Genomic DNA, 24,878 nt, shown 5'->3' with positions numbered 1-24,878 from the left:
GCGACCGGCATGAGAAGCGCCTACCTGTCCTATGCCGCGAAGCGTTTCGCCCAGGCCGTCGTCGTCATCCTGCTGGCCTACGTCTTCACCTTCGTCGTCGTCAGCATTCTGCCCGGCGATCCCATCACCAACGTGCTGCGCGACCCGCAGAACGGGTTCACCGAGGACCAGATCAGGCAGATCATTGCCGCCCAGGGGCTAGACAGGCCGATTCCAGTCCAGCTCTGGACGTCTTTGTCCAACTTCGTGACCGGCGACCTCGGCTTGTCGATGCGGTCCAGCCGGCCGGTGACGACCCTGATCGCCGAAGTTCTCCCGTCAACGCTGCTCCTTGCATCCTCGGCGTTCGCCATCGCGCTGCTGCTGGCGCTGACGATCGCCTACGGCACGCAGTTCCTTCCGAAACGTTTCGGCCAGGGCTTGCTGCGCGGTTTCCCGTCGTTGTTCCTGTCGGTGCCCAATTTCGTGATCAGCCTGGCGCTGATCCACATCTTCGGGTTCCAGCTCGGACTGTTTCGCGTGATTGCACCGGATAGCTTCTGGGCCACCTTTTTCGCCGCGATCGCGCTCGGGGTGCCCGTCTCCGCTCGGATCGCCGAGGTGCTGATCGCGAACCTCGACAAGGAGTCAGACCAGGAATACGCCGCCGTTGCGCGCAGCCGTGGTCTGACGCAGGTGCGTCTGTTTGCCAGGCATTTGCTCAAGCCCTCTTCACTCCCGGTCGTCACCGTCATCGCGCTCGCCATCGGCGAGCTGCTCGGCGGCTCGCTGATCACCGAGACGGTGTTCGGCCGCACCGGCATCGGCAGTCTGGTGCAGCGCTCGGTGAGCACGCAGGATTTGCCCGTGCTGCAAGCGGTCGTCTCGCTCGCGGCAGTCGTGTTCGTGCTCGTCAATTTGATCGCCGACCTCGTCTACCCGCTGCTCGACCCGCGCGTGAAGCTGATCGGCGGTCGCAGGGTCCGCCCGACCACCGCGGACGATAGCGCCGCTGCAACAACCGCGGCGGTCACATCATGATTCTCGCCTCCTTCTCCTCTGCCTCGCGCGTCACCGCGATCAGCCGGCTGACAGCTTTTCGCGTGCCGCCAACTGTCGCGCTTTCATTCGCGGTCATCCTGATCGTGATTGCCTGGTCGCTGGCGCCAGGCCTGTTCACGAATCATAGCCCGATCGTCGGTGTTCCCGCCGAGAAATTGCTGAGCCCGAGTGCCGCACACTGGTTCGGCACCGATCACCTCGGCCGCGACCTCTACACCCGCGTTGTCTATGGCACGGCGTCCTCGGTGACGAGCGCACTCATCGCCGTCGCCATCGCCGCCGTCGCTGGCGGCCTGATCGGCTTGCTTGCAGGCTTCCTCGGCGGCTGGGTCGACATCGTGCTCGCTCGCCTGGTCGACGTGCTGCTGGCGATCCCGAACTTCCTGCTGGCAGTCATCGTCGTCACCGCGATCGGTTTCGACACCACCAACGCTGCGATCGCGACCGGTGTCTCGGCGGTGGCCGTGTTTGCGCGGGTGATGCGCTCGGAAGTGATCAAGACCCGGCAAGCGACTTTCGTCGAGGCGGCGTTCCTGATGGGCGGCTCGCGCTGGCACATCCTGTTGCGGCACGTGCTGCCGAACGCATCGCGCTCGGTGATTCCACTCACAGTGCTGCAATTCGGCCTGTCGATCCTGGTGATCGCGAGCCTCGCCTTCCTCGGTTACGGCGATCCGCCTCCCGCCTCCGACTGGGGCCTGCTGATCTCGATCGGCAAGGATTACCTCAAATGGCCGTGGCTGGTGTACGCGCCCGCCTTCGTCACGATCGCGACCGTCCTCTCCGTGAACAGGATCAGCCGATGGCTGCGCAAGACAGACTGACCTCCCACACATTTACGCGCGCGGAGCTCACCGCGCCGTTGCCGCTGCGTCCGCTTCCGTTGCTCCGGGTCGACGGCCTCTCGGTCTCCTACGGGCCGCATGAGGTCGTGACCAATGTCGGGTTTGAACTCGGCCGCGGCGAGAGCCTCGCCCTTATCGGGGAGTCCGGCTCGGGCAAATCGACGATCGCCCGCGCGGTGCTGCGGCTGCTCCCCAGCGGCGGACGCGCCACTGGCCGCGTCGCGTTCGACGGCCAGGACGTGCTGGGAATGTCCGAGCGCGGCTTCCGCCCCTTGCGAGGACGAGCCATCGGGTTCGTCCCGCAGGATCCCGCCAACTCGCTCAATCCGGTGCGGACGATCGGTGGCCAGGCACAAGAGGCCGCAGCACTCCTCGACGAGCCGGACATGGCGCTCCGCAAGCAACTCATCCTTGAGACGTTCGCCGAGGTCGGGCTCGACAACCCGCAACGTGTCTATGACTCCTACCCGCACCAGCTGTCCGGCGGCATGCTCCAGCGCGTGCTGATCGGCCTTGCGATCCTTCCTCGGCCGGCTCTGCTGGTCGCGGACGAGCCGACCTCCGCGCTCGACGTCACGATCCAGAAGCGCATCCTCGATCTGCTCACGCGGTTGCAGCACGATCACAAGATCAGCCTTCTGCTCATTACCCACGACCTTGCGATCGCCGCCGAACGCGCGAACTCGCTCGTGGTGCTCAAGGACGGCGTCATCCAGGAGGCCGGCCGCACCGCAGCCGTCTTCTCCTCGCCGGCGTCGGCCTACGCCAGGAAGCTTCGCGCGGATGTCCCGGCGCTCAACCCCGATCGTTACGCCGCGCTGCGCGATACAGGTTTTTGTGCCCTCAAGACCGGCGCCGGCGCGGCACCGAAGATCGAGGTCAGCGCCGTCACGAAGACTTTCACCGTCGACGGCAAGACGCTGACGGCCGCCAGCGATTTGTCGTTCGCCGTTCCGGCTGGCACCACGCATGCTCTGGTCGGCGAGTCCGGGTCAGGCAAGACGACCGCGGTCCGGCTGCTGCTGGGCCTCGAGCAGCCCGACCACGGGACCATTTCGGTCGCAGGCGAGCAGATCAACGGTCGCTCGCCCGAGGCCCTGCGCTCGGCGTGGCGCCACCTTCAGTTGGTCTACCAGAATCCGTTCACCTCGCTCGATCCGACCTGGACGGTCGAGCAGCTGGTGCGCGAGCCGCTCGACCGTTTCAAGGTCGGGACGCGCAAGGAGCGCGACGCGCGGGTCCGCGAGGCTTTGACCGACGTCGGACTGGCCGAGCACCTGCTCTCCCGCAAGCCAGCGGCCCTGTCAGGCGGCCAGCGCCAGCGTGTCGCCATCGCCCGGTCGCTGGTGCTCAAGCCCGACGTGATCGTACTCGACGAGCCCACCTCCGCACTCGACGTCAGCGTCCAGGCCGACATCGTCGAAGTCCTGCTCTCGCTGCAGGCCAATCTCGGCCTGACCTATGTGTTCGTCTCCCACGACCTGGCGCTGGTGCGCCAGCTCGCCCACACCGTCTCGGTGATGCACCGCGGACGCATCGTCGAGCATGGAGCCGTCACCGAGATCTTCGACAATCCGCAGCAGCCCTATACGAAGTCGCTGCTGGCCTCGATCCCGTCAGGTGTCGCCGGCGCTGCAAACGTTCCGCACGCGCGTCCCTGGCTGATGGCCGCTGCGGAATAACCGCAGGCAGCCCTCGCCTGCTCAGTTGTCATTATCAAGGGCAAGCACGGCAAAACTCGCGAGCCAGTGCTCGCCCATATAGTGCTCGGCGATATGTGGAAGGCCCGCGGCCAGGTGCTCGCGCGCCGCTTCGTGGGCAATGGCGCGACGGGGGTCGCCTGCCGGCAACGCATTACCGAGAGAACGCCAGCACCAGGCCCGGCTGAGATTGAGCCCGTCGAGATGGGCAATCTTGCCATCCGTGCGGTCGGTGACCGTCGCAGGCCTGAACAGCGTTGCCGGCTGCTTTTCGACGAGCCGCGGCAGGAACCGATCGAACCAGGACAGGAACGCATCCGGCGGCAATAGGCGCCGCATGCACTCGGCCTCGATGAGAGCCGAGGATTGGAAATCATCGCCGCTCGGCTCACCCCAGGCCGGGCAGTCGCTGTCCTCGCCATACCAGCGATGGCCGGTCTCGCGCAGCAGCCTGGCCAGCGCCTCATCCCCCTTGATACCGGCGTAGTCCGCTGCCATCCGCAAGCCAAACGCCGTATTGAAATGTGTGCCGACGCGTACGGGATAATGCGCCAACGGTAGAAAATCGTGAAAGCGCTGCGCGATGATGTCGGCCAGGGGTACGAGATTGCGGCTCCAGCGATCGTCGGGGTGGAGCGCGAGCTCGGTCGCGAGCTTCAGCAGCCAGCCCCAGCCATAGGGCCGCTTGAAGCCACGGGCGGTCGGGCGAGCGAAGTAAGCGCGCTCAGCAGCGACCTTCTCGGGTACGAACTGCGTGTCGAACAGCGTGCGGATGTCGGAGGCCGCCGCAAAATCCGGAAAGCGGCGCAGCAGTCGCGCCAGCATCCAGTAGCTGTGGACGCAGGAGTGCCAGTCGTAGCTGCCGTAGAAGATTGGATGCAGCTGGCTCGGCGTGCGGGCGTCCGACGGTTCGGCCAGTGCGTGGTCCACATTGTTGGGATATTCCCGCCCGACATGGCCAAGCGCAATGCGGGCGAAATGCTGGGCATGGTCGAGGGTGAGATGGGGTGTGGTCACGGCTTGGCCTCTTTAGTTTTACGGCTGATCAATGTCTCGATCAGCCGCGGCAGAAGGTAGATCGGAAATTGCGTCGCGGCGAAGTATAGGGCCATGCGCGGCGAGGCGGCGGCTCCCAGCGCCGACCAGACCAGGCCTACATTGCGATTGCCGAGGATGAGTCCGATAGTCAGGCGCTGGCCCAAACTGCCGGGCAGCAGTATGGCCCCCGCCGCCTGAAGGGCGATGTTGCAGGTAAAGGCGAGTCCCAGGCAGAGCATGGCGGCCTGCACATCCGCCGCGATCTGCGCGCGAATGCCGGCCATGGTCGCAATGGCAAAGACGAGGAGCGCCGCGACGATGGTCCCATCGACTACCGCGCCATGGGCCGCCAGCATCGAGGCCGCATGCCGCCGGACCAGGAACGCCACGCCTTCAGCGCTGCCGATCAACAGCGCCAGACGAAGCGCGAGCTCGAGCGCGCTAATCTCCAGTCCCCCGAACCAACCGGCAAGAAGCGGCACGGTGACCGGCGCCAGCACCATAGACAGCACCGTCACCACGAGTGGCACTGCGCCGTCGAGCCCGAGCATGCGTATCACCGCCGCCGTTCCGCTCGACGGCGGCGCCGAGACGGCAAGCACAATTGCAAGCGCGAGTTCCGGAGCAAGGCTCAAGGCATGCCCGGCAGCACCGACCAGCAGCGGACAGGCCACCATGACGATTGCGGGGAGCAGCACGGAGAGTGATGGCCGCCGCAGCGCCGCGATGACAGCCTGGCTGTCGATCCGCAACAGCGTTCCGAGCACGATCAGGAAGATCGTGGTCGGCATCAGCGGGCGCGCCAGATCCGCGAGAACAGGAAAGGCGAGCCCAAGCAGGACGCCGAGCGCCAGCAATGTCGGTCCGCGCGGGATGAGGCGCAGGAGTGAGGGTCGCATACGCCTCGTCCAGTCACGTCGTTTGGATCAGAGGACCACACCTCACGACATTCTTGAAATCGATTATTGCTATGCCTATCATTGCTATGATGAATTTGGCTTCCGTTGACCTTAACCTCCTGGTTGCCTTCGAGGCGCTGATGGAGGAGCGCCATGTGACCCGCGCCGGCGAACGCGTCGGCTTGGCGCAACCATCGATGAGCAGCGCGTTGATGCGACTGCGCGCGCTGTTTGGTGACGAGCTTTTCGTGCGCTCGGCCTCCGGTATGCAGCCGACGGCCAAGGCGCTGGCGCTGACCCAACCGATCAGCGACGCACTGGCACAGATCAGGGGTGTGCTCGCGCCCACATCAGCGTTCAATCCGGCAACAGTCAGCCGCCGCCTGTCGATTGCCGCGACCGATTATGGCGACCACGTCGTGGTGCCACCGCTGGTCGAGGCGCTGCGGCGGGAGGCTCCGGGGATTGATCTCGTGGTGCGTCCCATCATCGATCCGGCCGCGAGTGTCGCGAGCCTCGAGCGCGGCGATGTCGACGCGTTGATCGGCGGCCATCTTCCCGCGTCCCAACGCATCACCCGATGCACACTGTTCGCGGAGAACTTCGTCTGCATTCGTGACGCCAGGCGCACCAAAGGGAAGGCGCGGCTCACGAAGGACGACTACGCGCGTCTTCCGCATGTGCTGTTCTCATCCGCCGGCGGCGACGGGCTTCCTGGCGCTATCGACACGATGCTGAGCCGGCACGGACGCAAACGCAGGACTGCGATCACGCTCGCCCACGTCGTCGCGGTGCCATTTACAGTCGCCGGAACCGATCTGGTGGCGACCATGGCCGAGCGCATCGCGCGCCGCTTCGCGGCTGCCGCCGGCGTATCCGTCGTTCCGGTTCCCTACGATGTCGAGGCGTTCAATATCGACCTGCTCCACACCCGCCGCGCCATGGCGGATCCGGCGCTGCGCTGGTTCATCGAATTGGTCAATCGTGTTTGCAAGGAACTTTGACAAGATCGTTCCAGCAAATGGCGATTGAACGGAGCGTCACCACTCTTGATCTGGTGAAGAATAGAATATCGCACTTGTCTGACTATCAACGCATTTGAACGGTAAAGCTTCCCCGGTCCTGCGGCGTTGACTGAGCGATCGAAACGGGGGGCGGCACGATGAGTCCGGAGGGGCGGCACGCGATCGTCATCGGGGGAGGCGCCAGCGGCGTCCTCCTCGCCTTTCAGCTCCTGAAGAACAATCCCTCTGGCCTCCGCGTGACCCTGATTGAAAAGCGGCCCGAGATCGGACGCGGACTTGCCTATCATGCAGGCAATCCCGAGCATCTCCTCAATGTGCGCGTGACGAACATGAGCGCGCTACCCGACGATCCCGAACATTTCTGGAACTGGCTGTGTGCACGGCCCGGCGGGCCGCTGTGTCCCGATCCCTATTGCTTCGTTCCGCGGCAAACCTACGGCGACTATCTCGTCGATCTGATCGCGCCGCTGAGATCGCGCGACGGGACACAAGGCCTGACCATCGTGCGCGGAGAGTGCGTGTCGATCCGGGAAAATCCCTCCGACGTCGCAGTCACCCTTGCCGACGGAACATGCATCACCGGCAGCACGGCCATTCTCGCGACCGGCCATGACGCCGCGGCCCCGCTGCTGGCGGGTCATGCAGAACCCTGGGCCTCACCCACCGACGCCGGCATCGACACGAAGGCCACCGTGCTCATCCTCGGCACGGGTCTCTCGATGGTCGACTATGTCCTGTCGTTGCTTCGCTACGGACATCAGGGCCAGATCGTCGCAATGTCGCGGCGCGGCCTCCTACCGAGAGCGCACCGACGCGTCGATCCGATGCGCTTCACTGAACGCGAGATTCCGTTCGGCGCCGAGATCGGGCCGCTGCTACGCTGGTTTCGTCGCCGCATCGAGCTGCACGTCGCCGAGGGCGGCGAGTGGCGCGGTGCGATCGACGCAATCAGGCCCTTCACCCAGCGGCTTTGGCAGGAGCTGCCATTGAGCTCGAAGCGCCGCTTCCTGGAGCACGCCCGCGCCTGGTGGGATGTCCATCGCCATCGCACCGCGCCGGAGGTCGAGGCGCGCATCGCGGAGGCCCTCGCCATAAGGCGGCTGACGGTTATCGCCGGCAAGCTTGCCAGCATCGCGCCGAACTCCGGCGGCGCCATCGTTCGCTACCGCAGACGCGGTCAAACCGAGACGTCCGAGCTTGAGGTCGGAGCCATCGTCGACTGCACCGGGATCGTCCGGGATCCAGCCGCCAGCACCAACCCGGCCGTCCGCAGCCTGCTCGACCAAGGCCTTGCCCGCATCGATCCGCTGCGGATCGGCATCGACGTCACGCCCGACTGTGCAATTGTCAATCGTGACGGATCTCCCTCTCGCCGGCTCTATGCCGTCGGCCCGCTGACGCGGGCCGCGTTCTGGGAGATCATTGCCGTTCCCGACATCCGGCAGCAATGCGCGGAGCTGGCCGGGCGGCTTCGCGAGACCGTGATCGCTAGTTGAACAGATCCGGCTCGGCCTCGGTAATCCAGTCCCAGAGCGGCTGGAAGCTGAAATAGCCGCCCTTGTGCGTACCGACCTGCCGCGAGGTCAGGCTGGCGATCTCGTGCGGGATCGGCTTTGGGGTGCCGGCGGCCTCGGCAAGCAACTGAGCGCGCGCGGCATTGTCCATCGCGATGTACCACCATGCGGCCGCCTCGATGGTCGGTCCGACCGTGAGCAGGCCGTGGTTCTGCAAGATGGCGGCCTTCTTCGATCCCAGCGCCTGTGCGATCTTGCGGCCCTCTTCCGCCTCCAGCACGACGCCGGAGAAGGGATCGAATAGCACGTGATCCTCGTAGAACGCGCAGGAGTCCTGCGTCAGCGGATCGAGCAGACGACCGAGCGCCGACCACGCCTTGCCGTAGGTCGAATGGGTGTGGGCCGCCGCGATCACTTCCGGATGCGCCGCGTGGATCGCCGAGTGAATCACGAAGCCGGCCTGGTTGATCGGCTTGTCGCCGATCAGGATGTTGCCGTCGTGATCGACCAGTTGAAGGTCGGACACCTTGATCTGGCTGAAATGCTTCGACAGCGGGTTGATCCAGAACCGTTCGGGAAACTCCGGATCGCGCACGGTGACATGGCCTGCGAGGCCCTGATCGAAACCGTAGCGCGAGAACAGGCGGAAGGTTGCGGCAAGCCGCTGCTTGCGATGCAGCCGCTCCTCCTCGAACGTCGCGGCCGGCGTGCGCTCGACCAGGGAGTATTTCTTCGGCTTCTCGACGACCTTGTTCATTGTTGCGGCTCCTTTTCTAGTATTCGAGATTCCTGTCGAAGACGTCGGCCAGCGCCACGCCATGCGCATAGGCGTCGAGGTTGACCAGCGTCTTGTCGGCCAGCCGCTTGGCATCCTCGCCACCCGTCCACGACACATGCGGGGTCAGGACGACCTTGGGATGGTCATAGATCGGATCGCCTTCCGGCGGCGGCTCGGGGTCGGTGACATCGAGCGTCGCGCCGGCAATCCGTCCCTCATCAAGCGCCTGTAACAGAGCGCTCTGATCGACGATCCGTCCACGTGCGACATTGATCAGGTGCAGCGACGTCTTGGCGCGTGCCAGCACGTCGGCGTTGATGAGACGCGCCGTCTTCGTCGTCGCCGGCAGGGCAAGAACGAGATGATCGGAAACCTCGACCAACTGCTCGATGCTGCCGACAGGCTGAATGCCCGGGAGAACATATGGCCAGCCTGAGCGCCGCAAAACCCTGATGTTGACGCCGAACGGCTTGACCCGCTCCACCACGGCGCGGCCGATCGCGCCGAAGCCCGCGATCCCGATGGTCTTGCCGCTGAGCGAACCGAGCGGAGCAATCTTCCATTGTTCGCGGCTGCGCGGCCGGATGTCGTGGATGCGCTTTTCGAAGCCGAGGATCGCCGCAAGGACATATTCCGCAATTGGATCAGCCGAGATGCCGCGGCCGACCGTAACGACCGGGCCATCGAGCAGCCACGTCGGAAAGAAATCGACGCCCGTCGATGCGGTCTGGATCCAGCGCAGGCCGAATGGCCAGCCGGCCGGCTTCTCCGCAGGCGCCTTGTGCCATCCGGCGAGCGGCCGCGTCAGCAGCACGTCGGCTTCCGGAGCGATCGCCCAGGGCGCGCGATCGGCGGGATGATCGATGATCAGCGGACGCGACCAGTGATCGGCCAGCGCGGCACGAACGTCCGGGCCAAGCTGATTGACGACGATCGGCGATCGCACGCTGGCGGATGCGCGCTGGCCTTCAATTCGGGGGGTATTCATGTCCTGCAGCTTTACGATGACAATAACGAGGACATGCTAGGCGTTCAGACCAAGATAGTCTTTTCAAAGATCGCCGCTGTCATGCAACAACAGGACGACGCATCTCGACACGACATAAAAGTTTGTCTCTCTGGACTCACTTCGTGCGGATAACGTCAGCCGACGTCGCCTTCGCCGCGGCCTCGCCGGCGCGACGGAAAACGGTCTCCATCAGCCATTGCTCGTTTGGGAAACGATCGGACCATTCGTCCCAGCCGGAGTGTTTGCGGTATTGACCGAGGTGACCGGAGGTCACTACCTCCGCCTCGTCGACGGCGACACGGCGGTCGCAATCGGGTGCAACGTAGATGGCGTCGGCCTGACAATAGAGCTCGCACATGAAGCACGTCTGGCAATCCTCGACACGCGCAAGGATCGGCAGGCCGCCTTGCCCGGCGTCGAGCACATTAGCTGGACAAACCTCGATGCATGTCCCGCAATCCGTACAGCGGTCCGCGACGATAAGCTCGATCATGAAGCCGCCTCGAGTTGACCGGTCTTGGCATCCGCAGGAGCACCGTCGACAGCGACCCAGACCTGGTCCAGGCCGCCACTAAGCAGACGGACTGCAAGCCCGGAATCCCGTGAAGGGAAATCCTCGCGGCGATGAAGGCCCCTGCTCTCCTTACGTGTTGCCGCCGTGGCGACGGACCAGCGCGCTGTTGCCAATAGAGCCGCCGTCTCGCGCGAGGCGATTGTGCCTGCGTCTGCGTGATCGACCAACTCGGTCCACAAGCCCTTGAGCACGTGTGCAGATGCTGCAAGTCCTTGCCCGGTGCGCAATAGATTTTTGTCGAACGGGTGCATTTCGGCGCGCACGCCGTTACGAAGCGCGGCAAGATCGACGGCCCTGGCGCCCCTGCGAGGCTCCCGCCCGGCGCGGCCAAGTGGCCGCAATCGGCCCGCACTCGTCGTGCCGCGCGCCAGGCCTGCCGCAGCACGCCCGGCGAGCACACCGGACGAAAGCGCCCAGGCCGAGTTGACATTGCCGCCACCGGAGATGGCGCCTGCAACCTTCTCGCGCGATGCGTTGTCGCCGGCTACGAACAATCCCGGAACCGATGTCCTGCCATCCACATCGTGCACCCGCACCCCGCCGATGCCGCGAATGGTGCCGTCATTGTGCAATGTCACCTCGAAGCGGTCGCGATAGGGATCGACCCCCCAGCGGTCGAACACCAACGGGACGTTCGGCGATATCGTGTGCAGCCGCGCCTTGATGTCGTCGGGTAGACGATGCAGCGAGCAGTAGACCGGACCGCGCTGGAGCGCGCGCGCCAGGCGAATGGTCTGGTCGGGGCCGAACGGAAGATCGAGCTCGTGCCCGTCGGCGTCGTAATAGGTTGCGAACGCATAAGCCATGCTTCGCGTCATCGTCGAATGCGCGGGCGCAATGGTGTAGGCCGCAGTGAACTCCATGCCGGACATCTCCGCGCCCGCTTCGGCCGCCATGAGATAGCCGTCCCCGGTGTTGGTTCGCGAGCCCAGAAGATGGGACAGGAAGCTGGTCCCGCCGGCCGCAAGGATCACCGCCCCTGCCTCGATCCGATAGGCTCTCCCGCCGTCCTGTCGGCGCTGGCCGCGGGCACCGCCGATCGAGCCGTCGGACCGCGCCAGAAGTTCGAGGACGGGCGAATGATCGAGGATGGTGACACCGTGGCTCAGCACCTGTTGCCGCAGCGCGCGCATATATTCGGGCCCGCGCACCGCGCGATAGTTTACACGCCCATCGTCATCCGCGCCGAACTTGTAATAGCGCGCCAGTGTTGGCAGCGAGCGCCAGGTCTGATCGAGAATGCGATACATCCAGTCCGCTTCGCCGAGACCGAGGCCGCTCGCGATACGATTGGCGACAGCCGTATCGCGGGCCGACGGAGGATCCGGCGGGACCCACCAATGGCCCGGTCCTGCCGCGGCCGTCACGCCGCTGGTGCCGCAATAGCCCTTGTCGACCAGAACGACTTTCGCCCCCGCCTCGGCGGCAGACGTCGCGGCCCATGCGCCCGCCATCCCGCCACCGACGATCAGCACGTCGGTCGCTATCGACAATTCTTCGAGCGCGGAAGACATCATGATCCTGATCTCTCGTAACGCACTAGCCGCTCCGCCGGCACCTGCTGATGCCGAGCGGCACCCGGTGACCCATGTTTGAGGCGGGCCGTACTCGCGTCAATGAAAGGTAAAACTCTTTTGACGCCTCGCAGCGAACGAGTCGTGTGGCCTGTGGCGAAGTCGAGAAGATGGCTATTCTGGCATAGAACAGACTTCTCCAGCGAGGACAGGGAGTAAAACGAAGCTTCTCGCTGTCGTGTGGTCCTGCCCGACGCGAGAAATTGGATCGAAGCCCTTCAAGGCAAGGGAACAGACTTCTTTGATACAGATCGATTGAAGAACAGATCTCCTGCCGATGCAGTTGGCCAAGCGGATTTGTTTCGAAAATTGCGCAGCGACATCAGTTCACTGGACCGGCTGATTGATTTCCTGAAGTGTGCCGCAATGGCTCGTGGTGAGCCGTCGGACGAATGGGAATTCAAGAGACGTCAACATGAATAGGTCGAGGCTTTTGCAGGCGGCGCTCGCGCTGATCATTACGCTGGGTGGCGCGAATAGTGTGCGCGCTGAAACGGGCCAGCTTCGCATCGCCCAGCAATTCGGCATCGCTTACCTTCCGCTGATCGTCGCCAGCGAAAAGGGGCTGATCGAGGAAGAAGCCAAGGCCCTCGGCATTGCGCCGCCAAAGGTCGAATGGCTCCGGCTGTCCGGCGCGGCGGCCATGAACGAGGCGCTGATTTCAGGCGGCCTCGATTTCGCAACGGCCGGCATCACGCCCATGATCCTGACCTGGGACAAGACGCGGACCACGGCCAAGATCATTGGCGTCGCTGCGCTCGGCTCGATGGCGAACATCCTGACCACCAACAATCCCAATATCAAGACGCTGGCCGACTTCACCGAGAAGGACCGGATCGCGCTTCCCTCGGTCAAGGTCGGCTTTCAGCCGATCGTCCTCCAGATGGCGGCGGACAAGGCGTTCGGCAAATACGACAAGCTTGACGAGCTCACCGTCAGCATGCCGCATCCCGACGCGACGGCCCAGATCCTCTCCGGGCATTCGGAAATCACGGCACATTTCACCTCGCCGCCGTTCTCGCAGCAACAACTAGCGAGCGGCAAGGTGCATCAGGTCCTCAACAGCTACGATGTGCTCGGCGGGCCCCACACTTTCAACGTGGTCTATTCCACCACGAAGTTCGTCAACGACAACCCCAAGACGATTTTGGCGTTCGTCCGCGGCCTTGATCGCGCCAATGAATGGATCAAGGCCAATCCGAAGGAAGCTGCCGCGCTGTACATCAAGGCGGAGGGATCGAAGCTTGCCCCCGACTTCGTCGAGAGCATCATTCGCGACAAGGACGTCAACTTCACGACGGCTCCCGAGGGCGCCCAGAAGTTCGCGGATTTCGAGGCCAAGGTCGGCCTGATCAAGCAGGCGCCGGCGTCATGGCGGGACCTGTTCTGGTCCGGCCTCGGAGAGAAGCCGGGAAGCTGATATGAACGTCGCTCCGCGACTGACTGGCCTCGTCGGCGACACCACGTCGTCGACGCTGCTCAAGCTCGATCACGTCAGCATCAGCTATCCGACGCGCGAAGGCATCCTCACCGCGGTCGAGGATGTCAGCTTCACGCTCGCGGCCGGCGAACGGCTGATCCTGCTGGGTCCGTCGGGCTGCGGCAAGTCCACACTGCTGCGTGCGGTGGGCGGTTTCCTCAAGCCAAGCGCCGGTGAAATGCGCATGAACGGCCGGCGGATCGGAGCCCCGGGGCCCGACCGCATGACCGTGTTTCAGGAGTTCGACCAATTGCTGCCGTGGCGCACTGTGCTCGGCAATGTCCGCTATGCCCTGGAGCGAGGAAAATCGCTGCCGCGACGAGATGCAGAGGGCATTGCGCGGCGCTGGCTTGAGCGCGTCGGATTGAAGAACTTCATCGACGCCTTCCCCCATACCTTGTCCGGCGGCATGAAACAGCGCGTCGCGATCGCGCGGGCCTTCGCGCTGGAGCCGGCGCTGCTGCTGATGGACGAACCGTTCGCCGCGCTTGACGCGCTGACGCGGCGGCAGATGCAGGACGAACTGCTCAAGCTGTGCGATGAAACCGGAAACACCGCCCTGTTCGTGACCCATGGCATCGACGAGGCGATTCGCGTCGGAACCCGCATCCTGGCGCTGACGCCGCACCCGGGACGGCTGGCCGCCACCTTCGATGTCCCGCCGGAAACGCGCGCCCGCGGCAGCTCGGGTTTCGGCGAGCTGGAGCGGCGCATCCAGGAGACCGTGTTTTCTGCCCCGGAAGTCGACCATGTCTGACGTCGCGGCCCCAAAACTCGTTCGTGCGCCAGCGCTGCGGCGGGCGCTCGAGGGAACGCCCTGGCGGCGCTTCATCATCCTCGCCGGCTTTGCGCTTGCCTGGGAGCTTTATGCACGCTGGCTCGACAACGCACTTCTGCTGCCGACCCTGGGCGCAACGCTATCGGCGCTGTGGTCGGCCGTCCTGTCGGGCGAGCTGCCAAACCGCGCGTTGACCTCGCTGCGGGTTCTCATCACCGGCTATGCGCTGGGCGTTGCCGTCGCCGCGGTGCTGACGACCCTCGCCGCCCTGTCGCGCTGGGGCAATGAGGCTCTTGGCCTGTTGACGTCGATGTTCAATCCGCTTCCCGCCATCGCGCTTCTTCCTATTGCTCTGCTGTGGTTTGGTGTGGGAACGCCGAGTCTCATCTTCGTCATTGTGCACTCCGTTCTGTGGCCGGTGGCCCTCGCCTGCTATGGCGGCTTCCTCGCGGTGCCGCCGACTTTACGAATGGCCGGCCGCAACCTGGGCCTCTCGGGGGGCCGGTTCGTCGCGGAGATCCTGGTGCCGGCGGCATTTCCCCAGATCCTGTCGGGCCTGCGGATCGGTTGGGCCTTCGCCTGGCGTACCCTGATCGCGGCCGAGCTTGTGTTCGGCGTCAGCGCGCGGTCCGGCGGGATCGGCTGGTTCATCTACACCAGCCGTGCGCAGCTGGAGACGGCAAGCGTCTTCGCCGGATTGCTCACCGTGATCGTGGTTGGTCTTGTCGTGGAAGGCCTGATCTTCCGGACGCTGACGCGGATCACGGTGCAGCGCTGGGGACAGGTGCAAACCTAGGGGAATGCCGGCGATCCCGATCAGTCCTATTGGTGAACGTGCGGGAATGCGTAGCGGTCGGCCAGATAGCGCAGTATTCGCTCCGAGGAATCGAAGAAGCGCCGGCCGTTGGCGACGCCGGCGTCCTCAGGCACCGGCCGGTTCTCATCAAAGACCAGAACCGGAAGCGACTGATGCTGCTCGCCCAAGATATCGACCAGCGCCGTTCGCGGCCGCGTGAATGGCAGGCGCTGCACTTCGATCTGCGTTGCCAGCCCGGGGAACGACGCCAGCAACCCCTCGATTGCATTGCAGTGCGGGCAGACGAAGAAGCGGCCCGGCTGCTCGGGATCTTCAAATCCCGGCTTCAACAGAAAGAGGCGATCTCCGCTCATGGCCGGCCTCCAGAGACGACATGACTTTCAATGGCCGAACAGCCGATAACTCCGATCGGCCGCCCGCAGGTGCCGACTCTCCTCGACCCAGCCCACGGCACGCCGATAGCTGCCCAGCATGGTCGCCTCCTTCAACGCCGCCACGTCGACCGCTTGCGGCGCGTCGGCGAACGGCGAGACGAACAGCGCATCCTCGGGACAATAGAGCTCGCACAGGAAGCAGGTCTGGCAGTCGCTTTGACGTGCGATCCTGGGAATGCCGTCGGTCTTGTCGAAGACGTTGGTCGGGCACACGCTCACGCAGATGTCGCAGGCCGTGCACTGTTCCGCATCGATAACCTCGATCATTCCGCGGCCTCCGCATATTGCGCAGACGCCAGCGGACGTGCGGACGTCCAGACATCATCGAGCCCGCCGCTCGTCACCAGATGGAGGTAACGGTCGTCCTGCTCGGGGTAATCGTCGCGGCGATGCATTCCCCGGCTTTCCTGACGCGTCAGCGCGCTGCGATACATCCAGCGCGCGGTCGCGAGCATGGCGGCCGCTTCGCGTGCACGTAACAGTTCCTTCTCGTCCGGTGCATCGGCAGCCGACGCATCGGACCACAATGCATCCAGCCGACGGAGCGACTCGCCCAGTCGTCCGGCCTCGCGGAAGTAATTCAGCTCGTAGGGGAACACCTCGTCCTGAACGCTCCGCGCGAGGGCGCTGCCCTGCAACGGACGACCGCCGCCAGATCGCAGGCCAACGGTGCCGCGTCGGAAGGCCTGACGCCCGCTCGTCGTACCCATTTGTCGCGCAAACTCGGCGGCGCCCTGGCCGGCCCAATGCCCCGAAGACATCGCCCAGGCGGCATTGTGGCTGCCGCCGCCGGTGAAGCCACCGCAGATCAATTCGCGCGTCGCTGCATCGCCTGCCGCGTAGAGACCCGGCACGGTGGTCGCGCAACTGTCATCGATGATCCGCAGGCCGCCTGTCCCGCGAACGGTTCCTTCGAGGCGCAGCGTGATCGGAAAACGTTGCGTGAAGGGATCGATACCGGTGCGGTCGAACGGAAGAAAGAAGTTCGGCTGGGACACGCGCATGTGCCGCTGGGTCTCCGCGTCCGCCTGGTCAAGCTGCGCGTACACGGGGCCTTTACGGAGCGCGCGCGCAATCACGGAGCGTCCACCTTTCGACGACGCTCCGGGAATGACGCTGCCCTGCTCATCGGTGAAGCTCGACCAGCTGTAGAACAAGGTCTTGGTCACCGATCCGAACGCCGGCGAGATCGCGTAGGCGTTGGAGAACTCCATGCTGGTGAATTCCGCACCCGCCTCCGCAGCGAGGAGATAGCCGTCGCCGGTCAGGACGTTCGAACCGAGCGTCTTGCTGAGAAAGGCGCATCCGCCAGTGGCGATCACCACGGCCTTGGCGTTGACCGCCCAACGATCCCCCTTCTGGCGGCGCAAGCCCGTAGCTCCCGCAACCACGCCGTTGCCATCGACCAGCAGTTCGAGCGCCGGCGAATGATCGAGGATGGTCACGCCGGCCTGCTTGGTCCGCTTGCGCATCAGCCGCATGTACTCCGGGCCCTGGAGCGAATTCCGCTGCGGCCTGCCATCGTCATCGGCGGGATAAGGATAGCCCCAGTCGGCGAGCTGGTTGCTCTGGGCGTAGGTCCGGTCCAGCACGCGCGCCATCCAGCGGCGATCCTGGAGGTGGCCACCGAGTTTCTCACGGCTGGCCATCGCGGCCTCGCGGCGCTCCGGAGCGGGATCGACATACCAAACGCCGGTGCCGGCGGCCGCAGTCGCACCTGAGGTACCGCAAAATCCCTTATCCGCCAGCACGACGCGCGCACCATGTTCCGCGGCGCTGATCGCGGCCCAGGTGCCCGCGGGACCGCCACCGAGCACCAGCACATCCGCGTCGAACATGACGGATCCTGCCGAACTCGACAGCTTCTCGGCGCGACCAGGTGAGTTTGTCATCGCTCGTCTCCGGTTTGACTCTGTTCAGAACGCGGGTATCTGACCCGGCAATTTGTCCTTGATGGTCTGGCGGATCGTGTCGTTCTGATAGGCGCGCACCAGCCTGGCGACCCAAGTGGCATCCTTGTCCTTCTCGCGAACGGCGATGAAGTTGTTGTAGGGATTATTGACCGAGGATTCGATCGCGATGGAATCCTTGCCCGGAATGAGGCCGGCCGGGACGGCGTAATTGGTGTTGATGACGGCGGCATCGACGTCGTCCAAACTACGTGGCAGCTGGGCGGCGTCGATTTCGCGGATCTTGAGCTTTTTGGGATTTCCGGTCACATCGAGCGCGGTCGGCAGAATTCCTACGCCATCCTTCAGCTCGATCAGCTTTTCCGCCTGAAGCAGCCGCAGCGCACGGCCACCGTTCGACGGATCGTTCGGGATACCGATTGACGCGCCCTCCTTGATCTCGGCAACCGACTTCGCCTTTCTGGAATAGAGCCCGATCGGAGCGACGATCGTCTCGCCGACGGCGACGATCTTGTATCCCCGCGTCTTGATCTGATTGTCCAGGAACGGCTTGTGCTGGAAGGCATTCGCATCGAGATCGCCGACGTCAAGCGCGGCATTGGGCAACAGATAATCGTTGAAGACGACAACCTGCACATCGAGGCCGTCCTTGGCGGCGATCTCCTTGACCTTGGCCCAGACGATTTCGGCATCCCCGCCCGATATCCCGACCTTGATCTTCTGATCCGCGGAGGCCGGCGCGGCGAACAGTACAAAGGCGGCCATCACGAGCAACAAGCGACGTCTCATGGTCTACGATCTCCTTCTCTAGCGATAATCTGCTTCGACATCTAGCCGACCCGGGCCACCAGGACGTCCGCCGTGGCATCCGCGAACTCGGACGACATGTCGTTGAAGAGGGCAAGTTCCTGAACCGCCGCAGCACGCGGACGATGATTCGAACCCCCGGAGCCTCGTCGATTCAGGAAAACGCGATCCAGAGCCTGCACAAACCCCGGCGAGCCTGCAATCTCCGATGCGTGCCGCTCACTTCTCGCCACGAAGGCAAAGCTCATCTGATTCACGTCGACGACATAGATCATGGCGCGGCTTCCCAAGAGGACGATCTCCTAGCTGCTGAACCCCGCCGGAATGAACGCCGGGATCTTCTCTTCGATGAACTGCTTCACTTCTGGCGAGTTGAACACCTGGATAAATGCCTTCAGGCGCGGATCGTCCTTCTTGTCGGGCCGTGCCGTGAAGCGCAGCACGAGCCCATCATCAACGGTGCGGTCGATGATGAGCGCCGACTTGGGATCGCCACCGGCCGGAATGAGGTAGGTGATGTTGACGAGCGCCAGCGTCACGTCGTCCAGCGATCGGTAGGTCTGCGCCGGATCAAGCTCGACGATCTTCAGATTCTTGGGGTTGTCGGTGATGTCGAACTTGCTGACCGAAAAGCCCTTGCCTGGCGTCAGCTTGATCAAGCCTGCCCGCTCCAGCAGGATCAATCCGCGGGCGCCGTTGAGCGGCTCGTTCGGAATGGCGACGCTGTCGCCGGACTTGATCTCGTCGAGCGTCTTGATCTTCTTCGAGAACAGCCCGACGGGCGCGATCACGCCGACCTTGTCGGCCTGCACCAGATTGAATCCACGCTGCTTGTTCTGAAGCGCGAGATAAGTCGCATGCTGGAACAGATTGGCATCGACCTCGCCGCTGTTCACGACCTCATTCAATGCGACCCAGTCCGAGAGCTCGACGATCTTGACGTCCTGCCCCTTGTCCTTGGCGAGTTTGGCGGCAAACGAGGCCAGTTGGCCAACCGGGCCGGCGCTGGTCGCGATCTTCAGGGGCTCGCCGGCGAAGGCGGCCGCGGTGAACGCGAGCCAGAGACCCGCGGCCTGGGCGGTACGACGAAGGATTTTCACTGTCTCAATTTCCATTGCAATTCAGATGACGCGTCTCACGCGGCTTTGCGCGCACCGGCCTCGGCCTGCGCCAGCGCCTGGCCGAGATCTGCCAGGATGTCGTCGGGATGCTCGATCCCGACCGAGAGGCGAACGTAGCCCGGGGTAACGCCGGCGGCGAGTTGCTCGGCTGGGGTGAGCTGCTGGTGCGTCGTCGACGCCGGGTGAATCGCAAGCGACCGGGCATCGCCGATATTGGCAACGTGATAGAACAGCTTGAGTGCGTCGATGAACCGCCGGCCGGCCTCGACACCGCCTTTGAGCTCGAAGCCGACCAAGGCGCCGTAGCCGCCCTTCAGATACGCGTCGGCCCGGCGCTTGTTCTCGCCGCTCTGCAGCCCTGGGAAGATCACGTTCGACACCGAAGGATGCTTGGCGAGGAAATTCGCGACCTTCACCGCATTCTCGTTGTGCTGGCGGATGCGCAGCGGCAAGGTCTCGAGACCCTGGATGAACTGGAAGGCGTTCTGCGGCGCAATGGATGCACCGAGGTCCCGCAACAGCTTGACGCGGGCTCGCAGGATGTAGGCGATCGGTCCGAGCGGCTTCGCCGCCTCGGTCCAGATCGCGCCGTGATAGGCCTCGTCGGGCTTGTTCAGCAGCGGGAAGCGCTCGGCATGGGCAGCCCAGTCGAAGTTGCCGCCGTCGACGATGGCGCCGCCGATTGCCGTGCCATGGCCGCCGATATATTTTGTCGTGGAATAGACCACCACTGCGGCACCGTGCTCGAACGGTCGCGCGATCAGGGGCGAGGCCGTGTTGTCGAGAATCAACGGCACGCCCAGCGAGCGGCCGATATCCGCGACCTCCTTGATCGGGAACACGTTCAGCTTGGGGTTCGGGAGCGTCTCGCCAAAGTAGGCCCGCGTCTTCGCATCGGTCGCGCGACGGAAGTTTTCAGGGTCGGAGGGATCGACGAAGCGGACCTCGATGCCGAACTGCTTCAGGGTCTGCGAGAGCAGCGTCCAGGTCCCGCCGTAGAGATCGGTCGATGACACGATGTTGTCGCCGGCTTGCGCGATATTGAAGATCGCGAAGGCGGAGGCGGTCTGCCCCGAGGCGACGGCAAGCGCCGCCACACCGCCCTCCAGCGCGGCGAGCCGCGTCTCGAACGCCTCCTGGGTCGGATTGCCGATGCGGGTATAGATCGGGCCGAGTTGCTCGAGCGCGAACAGACGCGAAGCATGATCGGCGTTCTCGAACTGGAATGACGTGGTCTGGTAGATCGGAACCGCGACTGCGCCGGTGGCGGGATCGGTGCGGTACGATCCGCCGTGCAGCGCGAGCGTCTCGAAATTCCGGGTTTCCAAGGCCATCTGCTTTTCCCTTTCGATCTCGATAGTGCGCGCCGTTCGCGGCCCGCCATCCTTGTCGATCAAAATGATGTGGCCGGATTCCGCCTCTGTCGAGCGTGTCCGAAAAATAGCGATGCACGTGCTGCATCATCGCCGCCTCGCAACGCGTTTGTTTCCGCGCCTTTGCCGAATTGGAAACAAACTCGCTCGCACAAAATGCTAGTAACAGTCACGCGCAGCGAATGTGCTTCGCAAATAGACGATCGAGCCAGATCATGACGCGACCGCGCGAGCTACGCTTCAACGCTTTCAACATGACCGCGCCGAGCCACAATTGGGCGGGCCTGTGGTCTCATCCGCGCGATGCGTCCATTGATTACAACACGCTGGATTATTGGGTCGACTACGCCAAGACCGCTGAGCGTGGACTGCTCGACGGCATCTTCCTGGCGGATGTATTCGGCGTGTACGACGTCTTTGGCGGCACTGCCGATGCCGCCGCCCGTCATGCGGTGCAACTTCCTAACGCGGACCCGACCCTGCTCGTGTCCGCCATGGCGCTCGTCACCCGCCATCTCGGCTTCGGCATCACATCCAACCTGACCTTCGAGCATCCCTATCAACTCGCGCGCACGTTTTCGACGCTCGACCACCTTACGAAAGGCAGGATCGGCTGGAATATCGTCACCGGCTATCTCGACAGCGGCGCGCGCGGCATGGGTTTGCCGGCCGGCCGCGCCCACGACGACCGCTATGACGCGGCCGAAGACTTTCTCACTGCGGCCTACAAGCTCTGGGAGGGAAGCTGGGAGGACGATGCGGTTCGCCGCGACCGCGGCAGCCGCATCTTCACGGACCCCGCAAAGCTCCACCGGGTTCTGCATGAAGGCCCCTACTTCAGGGTCGATGGCATTCATCTCGCCGAGCCTTCGCCGCAACGAACGCCGCTTTTGTATCAGGCCGGCACCTCTAAGCGCGGCCGCGCCTTCGCCGCCCAACACGCAGAAGCGATCTTTCTCAACGGCCAGACCAGGCCAATCCTTGCACGCGCCGTCCGCGAAATCCGGGAGGCCGCGAAGACCCATGGCCGCGATCCCTACGACATCCGCCTGTTTGCCGGCGCGACCGTGATCGTGGCGCCGACGCGGTCCGAGGCGAATGATCTGCTCGAGGACTACGCACGGCATGTCGACCAGACCGGGCAGCTCGCCTTGTTGTCGGGCTGGACCGGCATCGACTTCTCGACCTATCGGCCGGACCAGCCGATCGAGTATGTCGAGAGCAACGCCATCCAGTCGATGGTCGAGAATTTCACGGTCCGGAGCGACCGGCCGGTCAATGTCGGCGACCTCGCCGGATTGAGCCGCGCCGGCGCTCGCTCGCCTTTCGTGGTCGGCTCGCCGCAGGATGTCGCCGACGAGCTGATCGCCTGGGCTGATGAAACCGATGTCGACGGCTTCAACCTGTTTCGCCTGGTCGCGCCGGAATCGCTGAACGCTTTCGTCGATCTCGTGGTGCCCGAGCTGCAATCGCGCGGCGTCTACAAGACCGCCTATCGCGACGGCACGCTGCGCGAAAAGCTTTTCCCTGGACGCGGTCCGCGACTGCACGCGACGCATCCCGGCGCGCGTTATCGGCGCTCAGCCGACAATCTGAGATCCGATGCCGCCGAATAGCGGGCGGGCCGATTTCAGATAACAAGCCGCATCGCGTGGAAAATTCCGTTCTCGGATCGTGTCCGACCAGAGACGCTTCGTTCTCCAACTGCCCCGCATTCTGAAATTGCAACGCGGCCGCGATTGCCGGCACATTGCGGCCTGCAATTTGCCAAACGCGTCGCCAAAGCGGCTCAGCTTCAGGATCATGATTCATGTCTCGTTCCACCTCCCGCCTGCGGACGCTCGCCGCGGCTGCGCTCGGCATCTTCGCCATGGCGACCGTTCAGCCTGCGATGTCCGAGGAGATCCGCATTGGCTATCAGAAATCCTCGACCCTGACGGCGATCCTGAAAACAAACGGTGAGCTGGAGAAGGCACTGGCGCCGCTCGGCGTCACGGTGTCCTGGCACGAATTCACCAGCGGCCTGCCGCTGCTGGAAGCCATCAATATCGGCAGCATCGATTTCGGCGCGGACGTCGCCGACACCGTACCGATCTTCGCGCAGGCCGCTGGCGCAAAGCTTGCCTATGTCGCCGAGGAGGCCGCCTCGCCGGCGGCGCAGGCGATCGTGGTGCCGCAGTCGTCCGCACTCAAGTCCATCGCCGATCTCAAGGGCAAGAAGATCGCGGTGACCAAGGGCGCCGGCAGCCACTATCTGCTGCTTGCGGCGCTCGCGAAGTCCGGGCTGAGCTTCAAGGACATCACGCCCGCCTACCTCACCCCGGCGGACGGCCGCGCGGCCTTCGTCAGCAACAATGTCGATGCCTGGGTCGCCTGGGATCCGTTCCTGACCAGCGCTCTGCACCAAACGAAAGGCAGTATCCTGTCCGACGGCAGCAATGGCCTTGCGAGTTACAAGCGCTATTACCTCGCCGCGGCCACTTATGCGGACAAGCATGCCGAAGTGCTCAACGTGATCTTCGCAAAGCTCTCCGAGACTGGCAAATGGGTGAAGGCCCAGCCGAAGGACGCCGCCACATTGCTCGCGGGCCTCTGGGGTATCGATGCCGCCACCGTCGAGGAGGCCAACAGCCATCGCTCCTATCAGGTGGGCGCGGTCACCGGCCCGGGCCTATCGGAGCAGCAGCGAATTGCAGACGCATTCCACGCCGAGGGTCTGATCCCCGTGAAGATCGACACCACGGCCATCAAGATCTGGTCCCCAAAGGGGGCCTGATCTCCGCTCCTTGCGGCTTAGACCGCCGATTTTCGGAATCAACATGCCGCCACGCCAATTGCACCTGAACGTCAACCTGCTTCACTCCGGCGTCTATCCATCGGCTTGGCGCCTACCGGGCAGCGATCCACGTGCATTCTTCGATCTCGGTCATTATGTGCGGGTGGCGCAGATTGCCGAACGCGGGAAGTTTGACGCCATCTTTCTGGCGGACTCGCCGGCCGTGAACGACCGGATCGACTACCGGTCGTTCACGTCGCTGGAGCCGACCATCATTCTGGCGACGGTCGCGGCCGCGACAACGCATATCGGCCTGATCGGCACGGTGTCGACGACCTACAACGAGCCCTACAACATCGCGCGCCGCTTCGTGACGCTCGACCACGCGAGCGGTGGACGTTCAGGATGGAACGCCGTCACCACCGCAGATGCCGCGTCAGGCCGCAACTTCGGTCTCTCAGCGGTGACGGAGCACAAGGCCCGCTACGAGCGCGCCAAGGAATTCACGGAGGTCGTCCACGCGCTGTTCGACAGTTGGGAGGACGACGCCTTCGTCGGTGACAAGGCGAGCGCCAGGTTCGTCGATACGTCGAAAGTACATCCAATCGCCCACCGCGGCCCGCATTATTCAGTCGCCGGCCCCCTGAACGTGCCACGCTCGCCGCAGGGACGACCGGTGACGGTGCAGGCGGGCGGCTCAGATGACGGCCGCGACTTCGCCGCCGCCTATGCGGAGGCTGTGTTCACACTGGCGCAATCGATCGAGGAAGGCGTCGCCTATGCGCGCGATGTGCGCACGCGTGCTGCAGCTTACGGACGCTCCGGTGATTCCATCGTCATTCTGCCGGGACTCGCCATCGTCATCGGCAGTACCGAGGCCGAGGCAAAACGGCGGCAAGACGAGCTCTGGGAGCTGGTGCCGATCGAATACAGCCTGGCGCGGCTGGCTGGCACGCTCCAGATCGACCCTACGCTGCTTGAACTCGACAAGCCCCTGCCCGATCCGCTGCCACTGCCGGTCAACGCCAACCACACGATGTTCCAGGGTACCGTGAATCTTGCCCGGCGCGGAAATCTCACCGTCCGCCAGTTGATACGCGCGCTCGGAGGCGGCGTTGGCCATCGCATCATCGTCGGCACGCCGGAGTGGATCGCGGACGATATCGAGGCCTGGTTCAAGGCAGGCGCCGCGGACGGCTTCAACCTGATGCCGGATGTTCTGCCAACGGGGTTGGAGACCTTCGTCGACACAGTCGTGCCGATCCTTCACAAGCGCGGCCTGTTCCGGACCGAATACACCGGCACAACGCTTCGCGATCATTTTGGTCTTGCGCGACCGGCGAGTCGCTTCGCCAAGCGGGCGCCGGAAGTTGCGTCCGCCTGAC

General features: G+C 64.2%; 25 protein-coding genes. 12 read left to right on the top strand and 13 right to left on the bottom strand.

The features are described from left to right. Positions 1-9 precede the first annotated feature (9 nt). Genes WN72_RS14185 through WN72_RS14175 form a run of 3 tightly spaced genes read left to right on the top strand, consistent with a single transcriptional unit; the run spans position 10 to position 3,568 of the window. Positions 10-1,020 (top strand): ABC transporter permease, encoded by a 1,011-nt coding sequence (locus WN72_RS14185; RefSeq protein ID WP_092214614.1) that lies wholly within the window; start codon positions 10-12, stop codon positions 1,018-1,020. Continuing rightward, complete coding sequence (locus WN72_RS14180; RefSeq protein WP_092214612.1) at positions 1,017-1,865, top strand: ABC transporter permease; 849 nt, start codon at positions 1,017-1,019, stop codon at positions 1,863-1,865. Before WN72_RS14185 ends, WN72_RS14180 begins: the two co-directional genes overlap by 4 nt. Beyond that, positions 1,844-3,568: a dipeptide ABC transporter ATP-binding protein gene (locus WN72_RS14175; RefSeq protein WP_092214610.1), complete on the top strand. Its 1,725-nt coding sequence runs from the start codon at positions 1,844-1,846 to the stop codon at positions 3,566-3,568. Before WN72_RS14180 ends, WN72_RS14175 begins: the two co-directional genes overlap by 22 nt. Positions 3,569-3,589: 21 nt before the next feature. Here WN72_RS14175 and WN72_RS14170 read toward each other — a convergent pair whose 3' ends face one another. Together WN72_RS14170 and WN72_RS14165 are read right to left on the bottom strand one after the other, a co-directional pair. Next, positions 3,590-4,603 (bottom strand): DUF2891 domain-containing protein, encoded by a 1,014-nt coding sequence (locus WN72_RS14170; RefSeq protein ID WP_092214608.1) that lies wholly within the window; start codon positions 4,601-4,603, stop codon positions 3,590-3,592. Continuing rightward, positions 4,600-5,481, bottom strand: a complete 882-nt coding sequence (locus tag WN72_RS14165; RefSeq protein ID WP_244553715.1) for a hypothetical protein — start codon at positions 5,479-5,481, stop codon at positions 4,600-4,602. Before WN72_RS14165 ends, WN72_RS14170 begins: the two co-directional genes overlap by 4 nt. A gap of 95 nt (positions 5,482-5,576) precedes the next feature. On the opposite strand from WN72_RS14165, the gene WN72_RS14160 reads away from it, so the two are divergent. Then, positions 5,577-6,527 (top strand): LysR family transcriptional regulator, encoded by a 951-nt coding sequence (locus WN72_RS14160; protein WP_244553714.1) that lies wholly within the window; start codon positions 5,577-5,579, stop codon positions 6,525-6,527. 158 nt (positions 6,528-6,685) lie between these two features. Next, entirely contained in the window at positions 6,686-8,044 is a 1,359-nt protein-coding gene (locus tag WN72_RS14155) for an FAD/NAD(P)-binding protein (RefSeq protein WP_092214603.1), read from the top strand. Here the strand turns inward: WN72_RS14155 and WN72_RS14150 are convergent. From WN72_RS14150 to WN72_RS14135, 4 genes are all read right to left on the bottom strand, one after another. Next, positions 8,037-8,819, bottom strand: a complete 783-nt coding sequence (locus tag WN72_RS14150) for a class II aldolase/adducin family protein (protein ID WP_085404180.1) — start codon at positions 8,817-8,819, stop codon at positions 8,037-8,039. The genes WN72_RS14155 and WN72_RS14150 overlap by 8 nt on opposite strands. A 16-nt stretch (positions 8,820-8,835) precedes the next feature. Further along, complete coding sequence (locus tag WN72_RS14145) at positions 8,836-9,828, bottom strand: NAD(P)-dependent oxidoreductase (protein WP_092214598.1); 993 nt, start codon at positions 9,826-9,828, stop codon at positions 8,836-8,838. A gap of 136 nt (positions 9,829-9,964) precedes the next feature. Next, positions 9,965-10,342: a 4Fe-4S dicluster domain-containing protein gene (locus WN72_RS14140; protein WP_092214597.1), complete on the bottom strand. Its 378-nt coding sequence runs from the start codon at positions 10,340-10,342 to the stop codon at positions 9,965-9,967. Continuing rightward, the gene (locus WN72_RS14135) at positions 10,339-11,940 is read right to left on the bottom strand and encodes an FAD-dependent oxidoreductase (protein WP_092214596.1); all 1,602 of its coding nucleotides are present in this window, start codon (positions 11,938-11,940) and stop codon (positions 10,339-10,341) included. The genes WN72_RS14140 and WN72_RS14135 overlap by 4 nt, the downstream gene beginning before the upstream one ends. Positions 11,941-12,177: 237 nt before the next feature. Between WN72_RS14135 and WN72_RS14130 the strand changes: the two genes are divergently transcribed. From WN72_RS14130 to WN72_RS14115, 4 genes are read left to right on the top strand one after another with little or no spacing between them, the layout of a single operon-like run. Then, on the top strand, positions 12,178-12,420 hold the full coding sequence (locus WN72_RS14130; RefSeq protein WP_143130572.1) for a hypothetical protein: 243 nt from the start codon (positions 12,178-12,180) through the stop codon (positions 12,418-12,420). Beyond that, the gene (locus tag WN72_RS14125) at positions 12,413-13,417 is read left to right on the top strand and encodes an ABC transporter substrate-binding protein (protein ID WP_244553713.1); all 1,005 of its coding nucleotides are present in this window, start codon (positions 12,413-12,415) and stop codon (positions 13,415-13,417) included. The genes WN72_RS14130 and WN72_RS14125 overlap by 8 nt, the downstream gene beginning before the upstream one ends. 1 nt (position 13,418) lies before the next feature. Further along, positions 13,419-14,234, top strand: a complete 816-nt coding sequence (locus tag WN72_RS14120) for an ABC transporter ATP-binding protein (RefSeq protein WP_092214594.1) — start codon at positions 13,419-13,421, stop codon at positions 14,232-14,234. Then, a complete protein-coding gene (locus tag WN72_RS14115) occupies positions 14,227-15,051 on the top strand; it encodes an ABC transporter permease (RefSeq protein ID WP_092214593.1) in 825 nt (274 codons plus the stop codon). The genes WN72_RS14120 and WN72_RS14115 overlap by 8 nt, the downstream gene beginning before the upstream one ends. Positions 15,052-15,077: 26 nt before the next feature. Here WN72_RS14115 and WN72_RS14110 read toward each other — a convergent pair whose 3' ends face one another. Genes WN72_RS14110 through WN72_RS14080 form a run of 7 tightly spaced genes read right to left on the bottom strand, consistent with a single transcriptional unit; the run spans position 15,078 to position 20,678 of the window. Beyond that, positions 15,078-15,425 carry a DUF3088 domain-containing protein gene (locus WN72_RS14110; protein WP_092214592.1) on the bottom strand — a complete coding sequence of 116 codons (348 nt, stop codon included), beginning with the start codon at positions 15,423-15,425 and terminating at the stop codon, positions 15,078-15,080. Between the two features lie 27 nt (positions 15,426-15,452). Further along, positions 15,453-15,773, bottom strand: a complete 321-nt coding sequence (locus WN72_RS14105; RefSeq protein ID WP_092214591.1) for a 4Fe-4S dicluster domain-containing protein — start codon at positions 15,771-15,773, stop codon at positions 15,453-15,455. Further along, positions 15,770-17,398: an FAD-dependent oxidoreductase gene (locus WN72_RS14100; protein ID WP_244553712.1), complete on the bottom strand. Its 1,629-nt coding sequence runs from the start codon at positions 17,396-17,398 to the stop codon at positions 15,770-15,772. Before WN72_RS14100 ends, WN72_RS14105 begins: the two co-directional genes overlap by 4 nt. Positions 17,399-17,422: 24 nt before the next feature. After that, complete coding sequence (locus tag WN72_RS14095; RefSeq protein WP_092214590.1) at positions 17,423-18,205, bottom strand: MetQ/NlpA family ABC transporter substrate-binding protein; 783 nt, start codon at positions 18,203-18,205, stop codon at positions 17,423-17,425. Positions 18,206-18,246: 41 nt separating this feature from the next. Beyond that, positions 18,247-18,498 (bottom strand): hypothetical protein, encoded by a 252-nt coding sequence (locus tag WN72_RS14090; RefSeq protein WP_092214589.1) that lies wholly within the window; start codon positions 18,496-18,498, stop codon positions 18,247-18,249. Between the two features lie 27 nt (positions 18,499-18,525). Continuing rightward, a complete protein-coding gene (locus WN72_RS14085) occupies positions 18,526-19,323 on the bottom strand; it encodes a MetQ/NlpA family ABC transporter substrate-binding protein (protein ID WP_092214941.1) in 798 nt (265 codons plus the stop codon). A gap of 35 nt (positions 19,324-19,358) precedes the next feature. Next, complete coding sequence (locus WN72_RS14080; protein ID WP_092214939.1) at positions 19,359-20,678, bottom strand: O-acetylhomoserine aminocarboxypropyltransferase/cysteine synthase family protein; 1,320 nt, start codon at positions 20,676-20,678, stop codon at positions 19,359-19,361. A 254-nt stretch (positions 20,679-20,932) separates the two neighbouring features. On the opposite strand from WN72_RS14080, the gene WN72_RS14075 reads away from it, so the two are divergent. The 3 genes from WN72_RS14075 to WN72_RS14065 all read left to right on the top strand — a co-directional run bounded on the left by WN72_RS14075 (position 20,933) and on the right by WN72_RS14065 (position 24,877). Continuing rightward, positions 20,933-22,333, top strand: a complete 1,401-nt coding sequence (locus WN72_RS14075; protein WP_092214588.1) for an LLM class flavin-dependent oxidoreductase — start codon at positions 20,933-20,935, stop codon at positions 22,331-22,333. A 194-nt stretch (positions 22,334-22,527) separates the two neighbouring features. Continuing rightward, entirely contained in the window at positions 22,528-23,493 is a 966-nt protein-coding gene (locus tag WN72_RS14070; protein WP_092214586.1) for an aliphatic sulfonate ABC transporter substrate-binding protein, read from the top strand. A 43-nt stretch (positions 23,494-23,536) separates the two neighbouring features. Then, complete coding sequence (locus WN72_RS14065) at positions 23,537-24,877, top strand: LLM class flavin-dependent oxidoreductase (protein WP_092214584.1); 1,341 nt, start codon at positions 23,537-23,539, stop codon at positions 24,875-24,877. Position 24,878 lies beyond the last annotated feature (1 nt).

It is taken from the genome of Bradyrhizobium arachidis, assembly GCF_015291705.1.
Lineage (GTDB): Bacteria > Pseudomonadota > Alphaproteobacteria > Rhizobiales > Xanthobacteraceae > Bradyrhizobium > Bradyrhizobium arachidis.
The sequence above is the reverse complement of the archived record's forward strand: the minus strand, read 5'-3'. Positions and strand labels throughout refer to the sequence as shown.

What these genes read in the sequence shown, in the direction of transcription:
- WN72_RS14150 (WP_085404180.1), bottom strand. Translation starts at nt 8,819, where the DNA reads ATGAACAAGGTCGTCGAGAAGCCGAAGAAATACTCCCTGGTCGAGCGC.
- WN72_RS14140 (WP_092214597.1), bottom strand. Translation starts at nt 10,342, where the DNA reads ATGATCGAGCTTATCGTCGCGGACCGCTGTACGGATTGCGGGACATGC.
- WN72_RS14095 (WP_092214590.1), bottom strand. Translation starts at nt 18,205, where the DNA reads ATGAGACGTCGCTTGTTGCTCGTGATGGCCGCCTTTGTACTGTTCGCC.
- WN72_RS14145 (WP_092214598.1), bottom strand. Translation starts at nt 9,828, where the DNA reads ATGAATACCCCCCGAATTGAAGGCCAGCGCGCATCCGCCAGCGTGCGA.
- WN72_RS14105 (WP_092214591.1), bottom strand. Translation starts at nt 15,773, where the DNA reads ATGATCGAGGTTATCGATGCGGAACAGTGCACGGCCTGCGACATCTGC.
- WN72_RS14065 (WP_092214584.1), top strand. Translation starts at nt 23,537, where the DNA reads ATGCCGCCACGCCAATTGCACCTGAACGTCAACCTGCTTCACTCCGGC.
- WN72_RS14100 (WP_244553712.1), bottom strand. Translation starts at nt 17,398, where the DNA reads ATGACAAACTCACCTGGTCGCGCCGAGAAGCTGTCGAGTTCGGCAGGA.
- WN72_RS14080 (WP_092214939.1), bottom strand. Translation starts at nt 20,678, where the DNA reads ATGGCCTTGGAAACCCGGAATTTCGAGACGCTCGCGCTGCACGGCGGA.
- WN72_RS14070 (WP_092214586.1), top strand. Translation starts at nt 22,528, where the DNA reads ATGTCTCGTTCCACCTCCCGCCTGCGGACGCTCGCCGCGGCTGCGCTC.
- WN72_RS14180 (WP_092214612.1), top strand. Translation starts at nt 1,017, where the DNA reads ATGATTCTCGCCTCCTTCTCCTCTGCCTCGCGCGTCACCGCGATCAGC.
- WN72_RS14120 (WP_092214594.1), top strand. Translation starts at nt 13,419, where the DNA reads ATGAACGTCGCTCCGCGACTGACTGGCCTCGTCGGCGACACCACGTCG.
- WN72_RS14185 (WP_092214614.1), top strand. Translation starts at nt 10, where the DNA reads ATGAGAAGCGCCTACCTGTCCTATGCCGCGAAGCGTTTCGCCCAGGCC.
- WN72_RS14135 (WP_092214596.1), bottom strand. Translation starts at nt 11,940, where the DNA reads ATGATGTCTTCCGCGCTCGAAGAATTGTCGATAGCGACCGACGTGCTG.
- WN72_RS14175 (WP_092214610.1), top strand. Translation starts at nt 1,844, where the DNA reads ATGGCTGCGCAAGACAGACTGACCTCCCACACATTTACGCGCGCGGAG.
- WN72_RS14115 (WP_092214593.1), top strand. Translation starts at nt 14,227, where the DNA reads ATGTCTGACGTCGCGGCCCCAAAACTCGTTCGTGCGCCAGCGCTGCGG.
- WN72_RS14110 (WP_092214592.1), bottom strand. Translation starts at nt 15,425, where the DNA reads ATGAGCGGAGATCGCCTCTTTCTGTTGAAGCCGGGATTTGAAGATCCC.
- WN72_RS14155 (WP_092214603.1), top strand. Translation starts at nt 6,686, where the DNA reads ATGAGTCCGGAGGGGCGGCACGCGATCGTCATCGGGGGAGGCGCCAGC.
- WN72_RS14075 (WP_092214588.1), top strand. Translation starts at nt 20,933, where the DNA reads ATGACGCGACCGCGCGAGCTACGCTTCAACGCTTTCAACATGACCGCG.
- WN72_RS14090 (WP_092214589.1), bottom strand. Translation starts at nt 18,498, where the DNA reads ATGATCTATGTCGTCGACGTGAATCAGATGAGCTTTGCCTTCGTGGCG.
- WN72_RS14125 (WP_244553713.1), top strand. Translation starts at nt 12,413, where the DNA reads ATGAATAGGTCGAGGCTTTTGCAGGCGGCGCTCGCGCTGATCATTACG.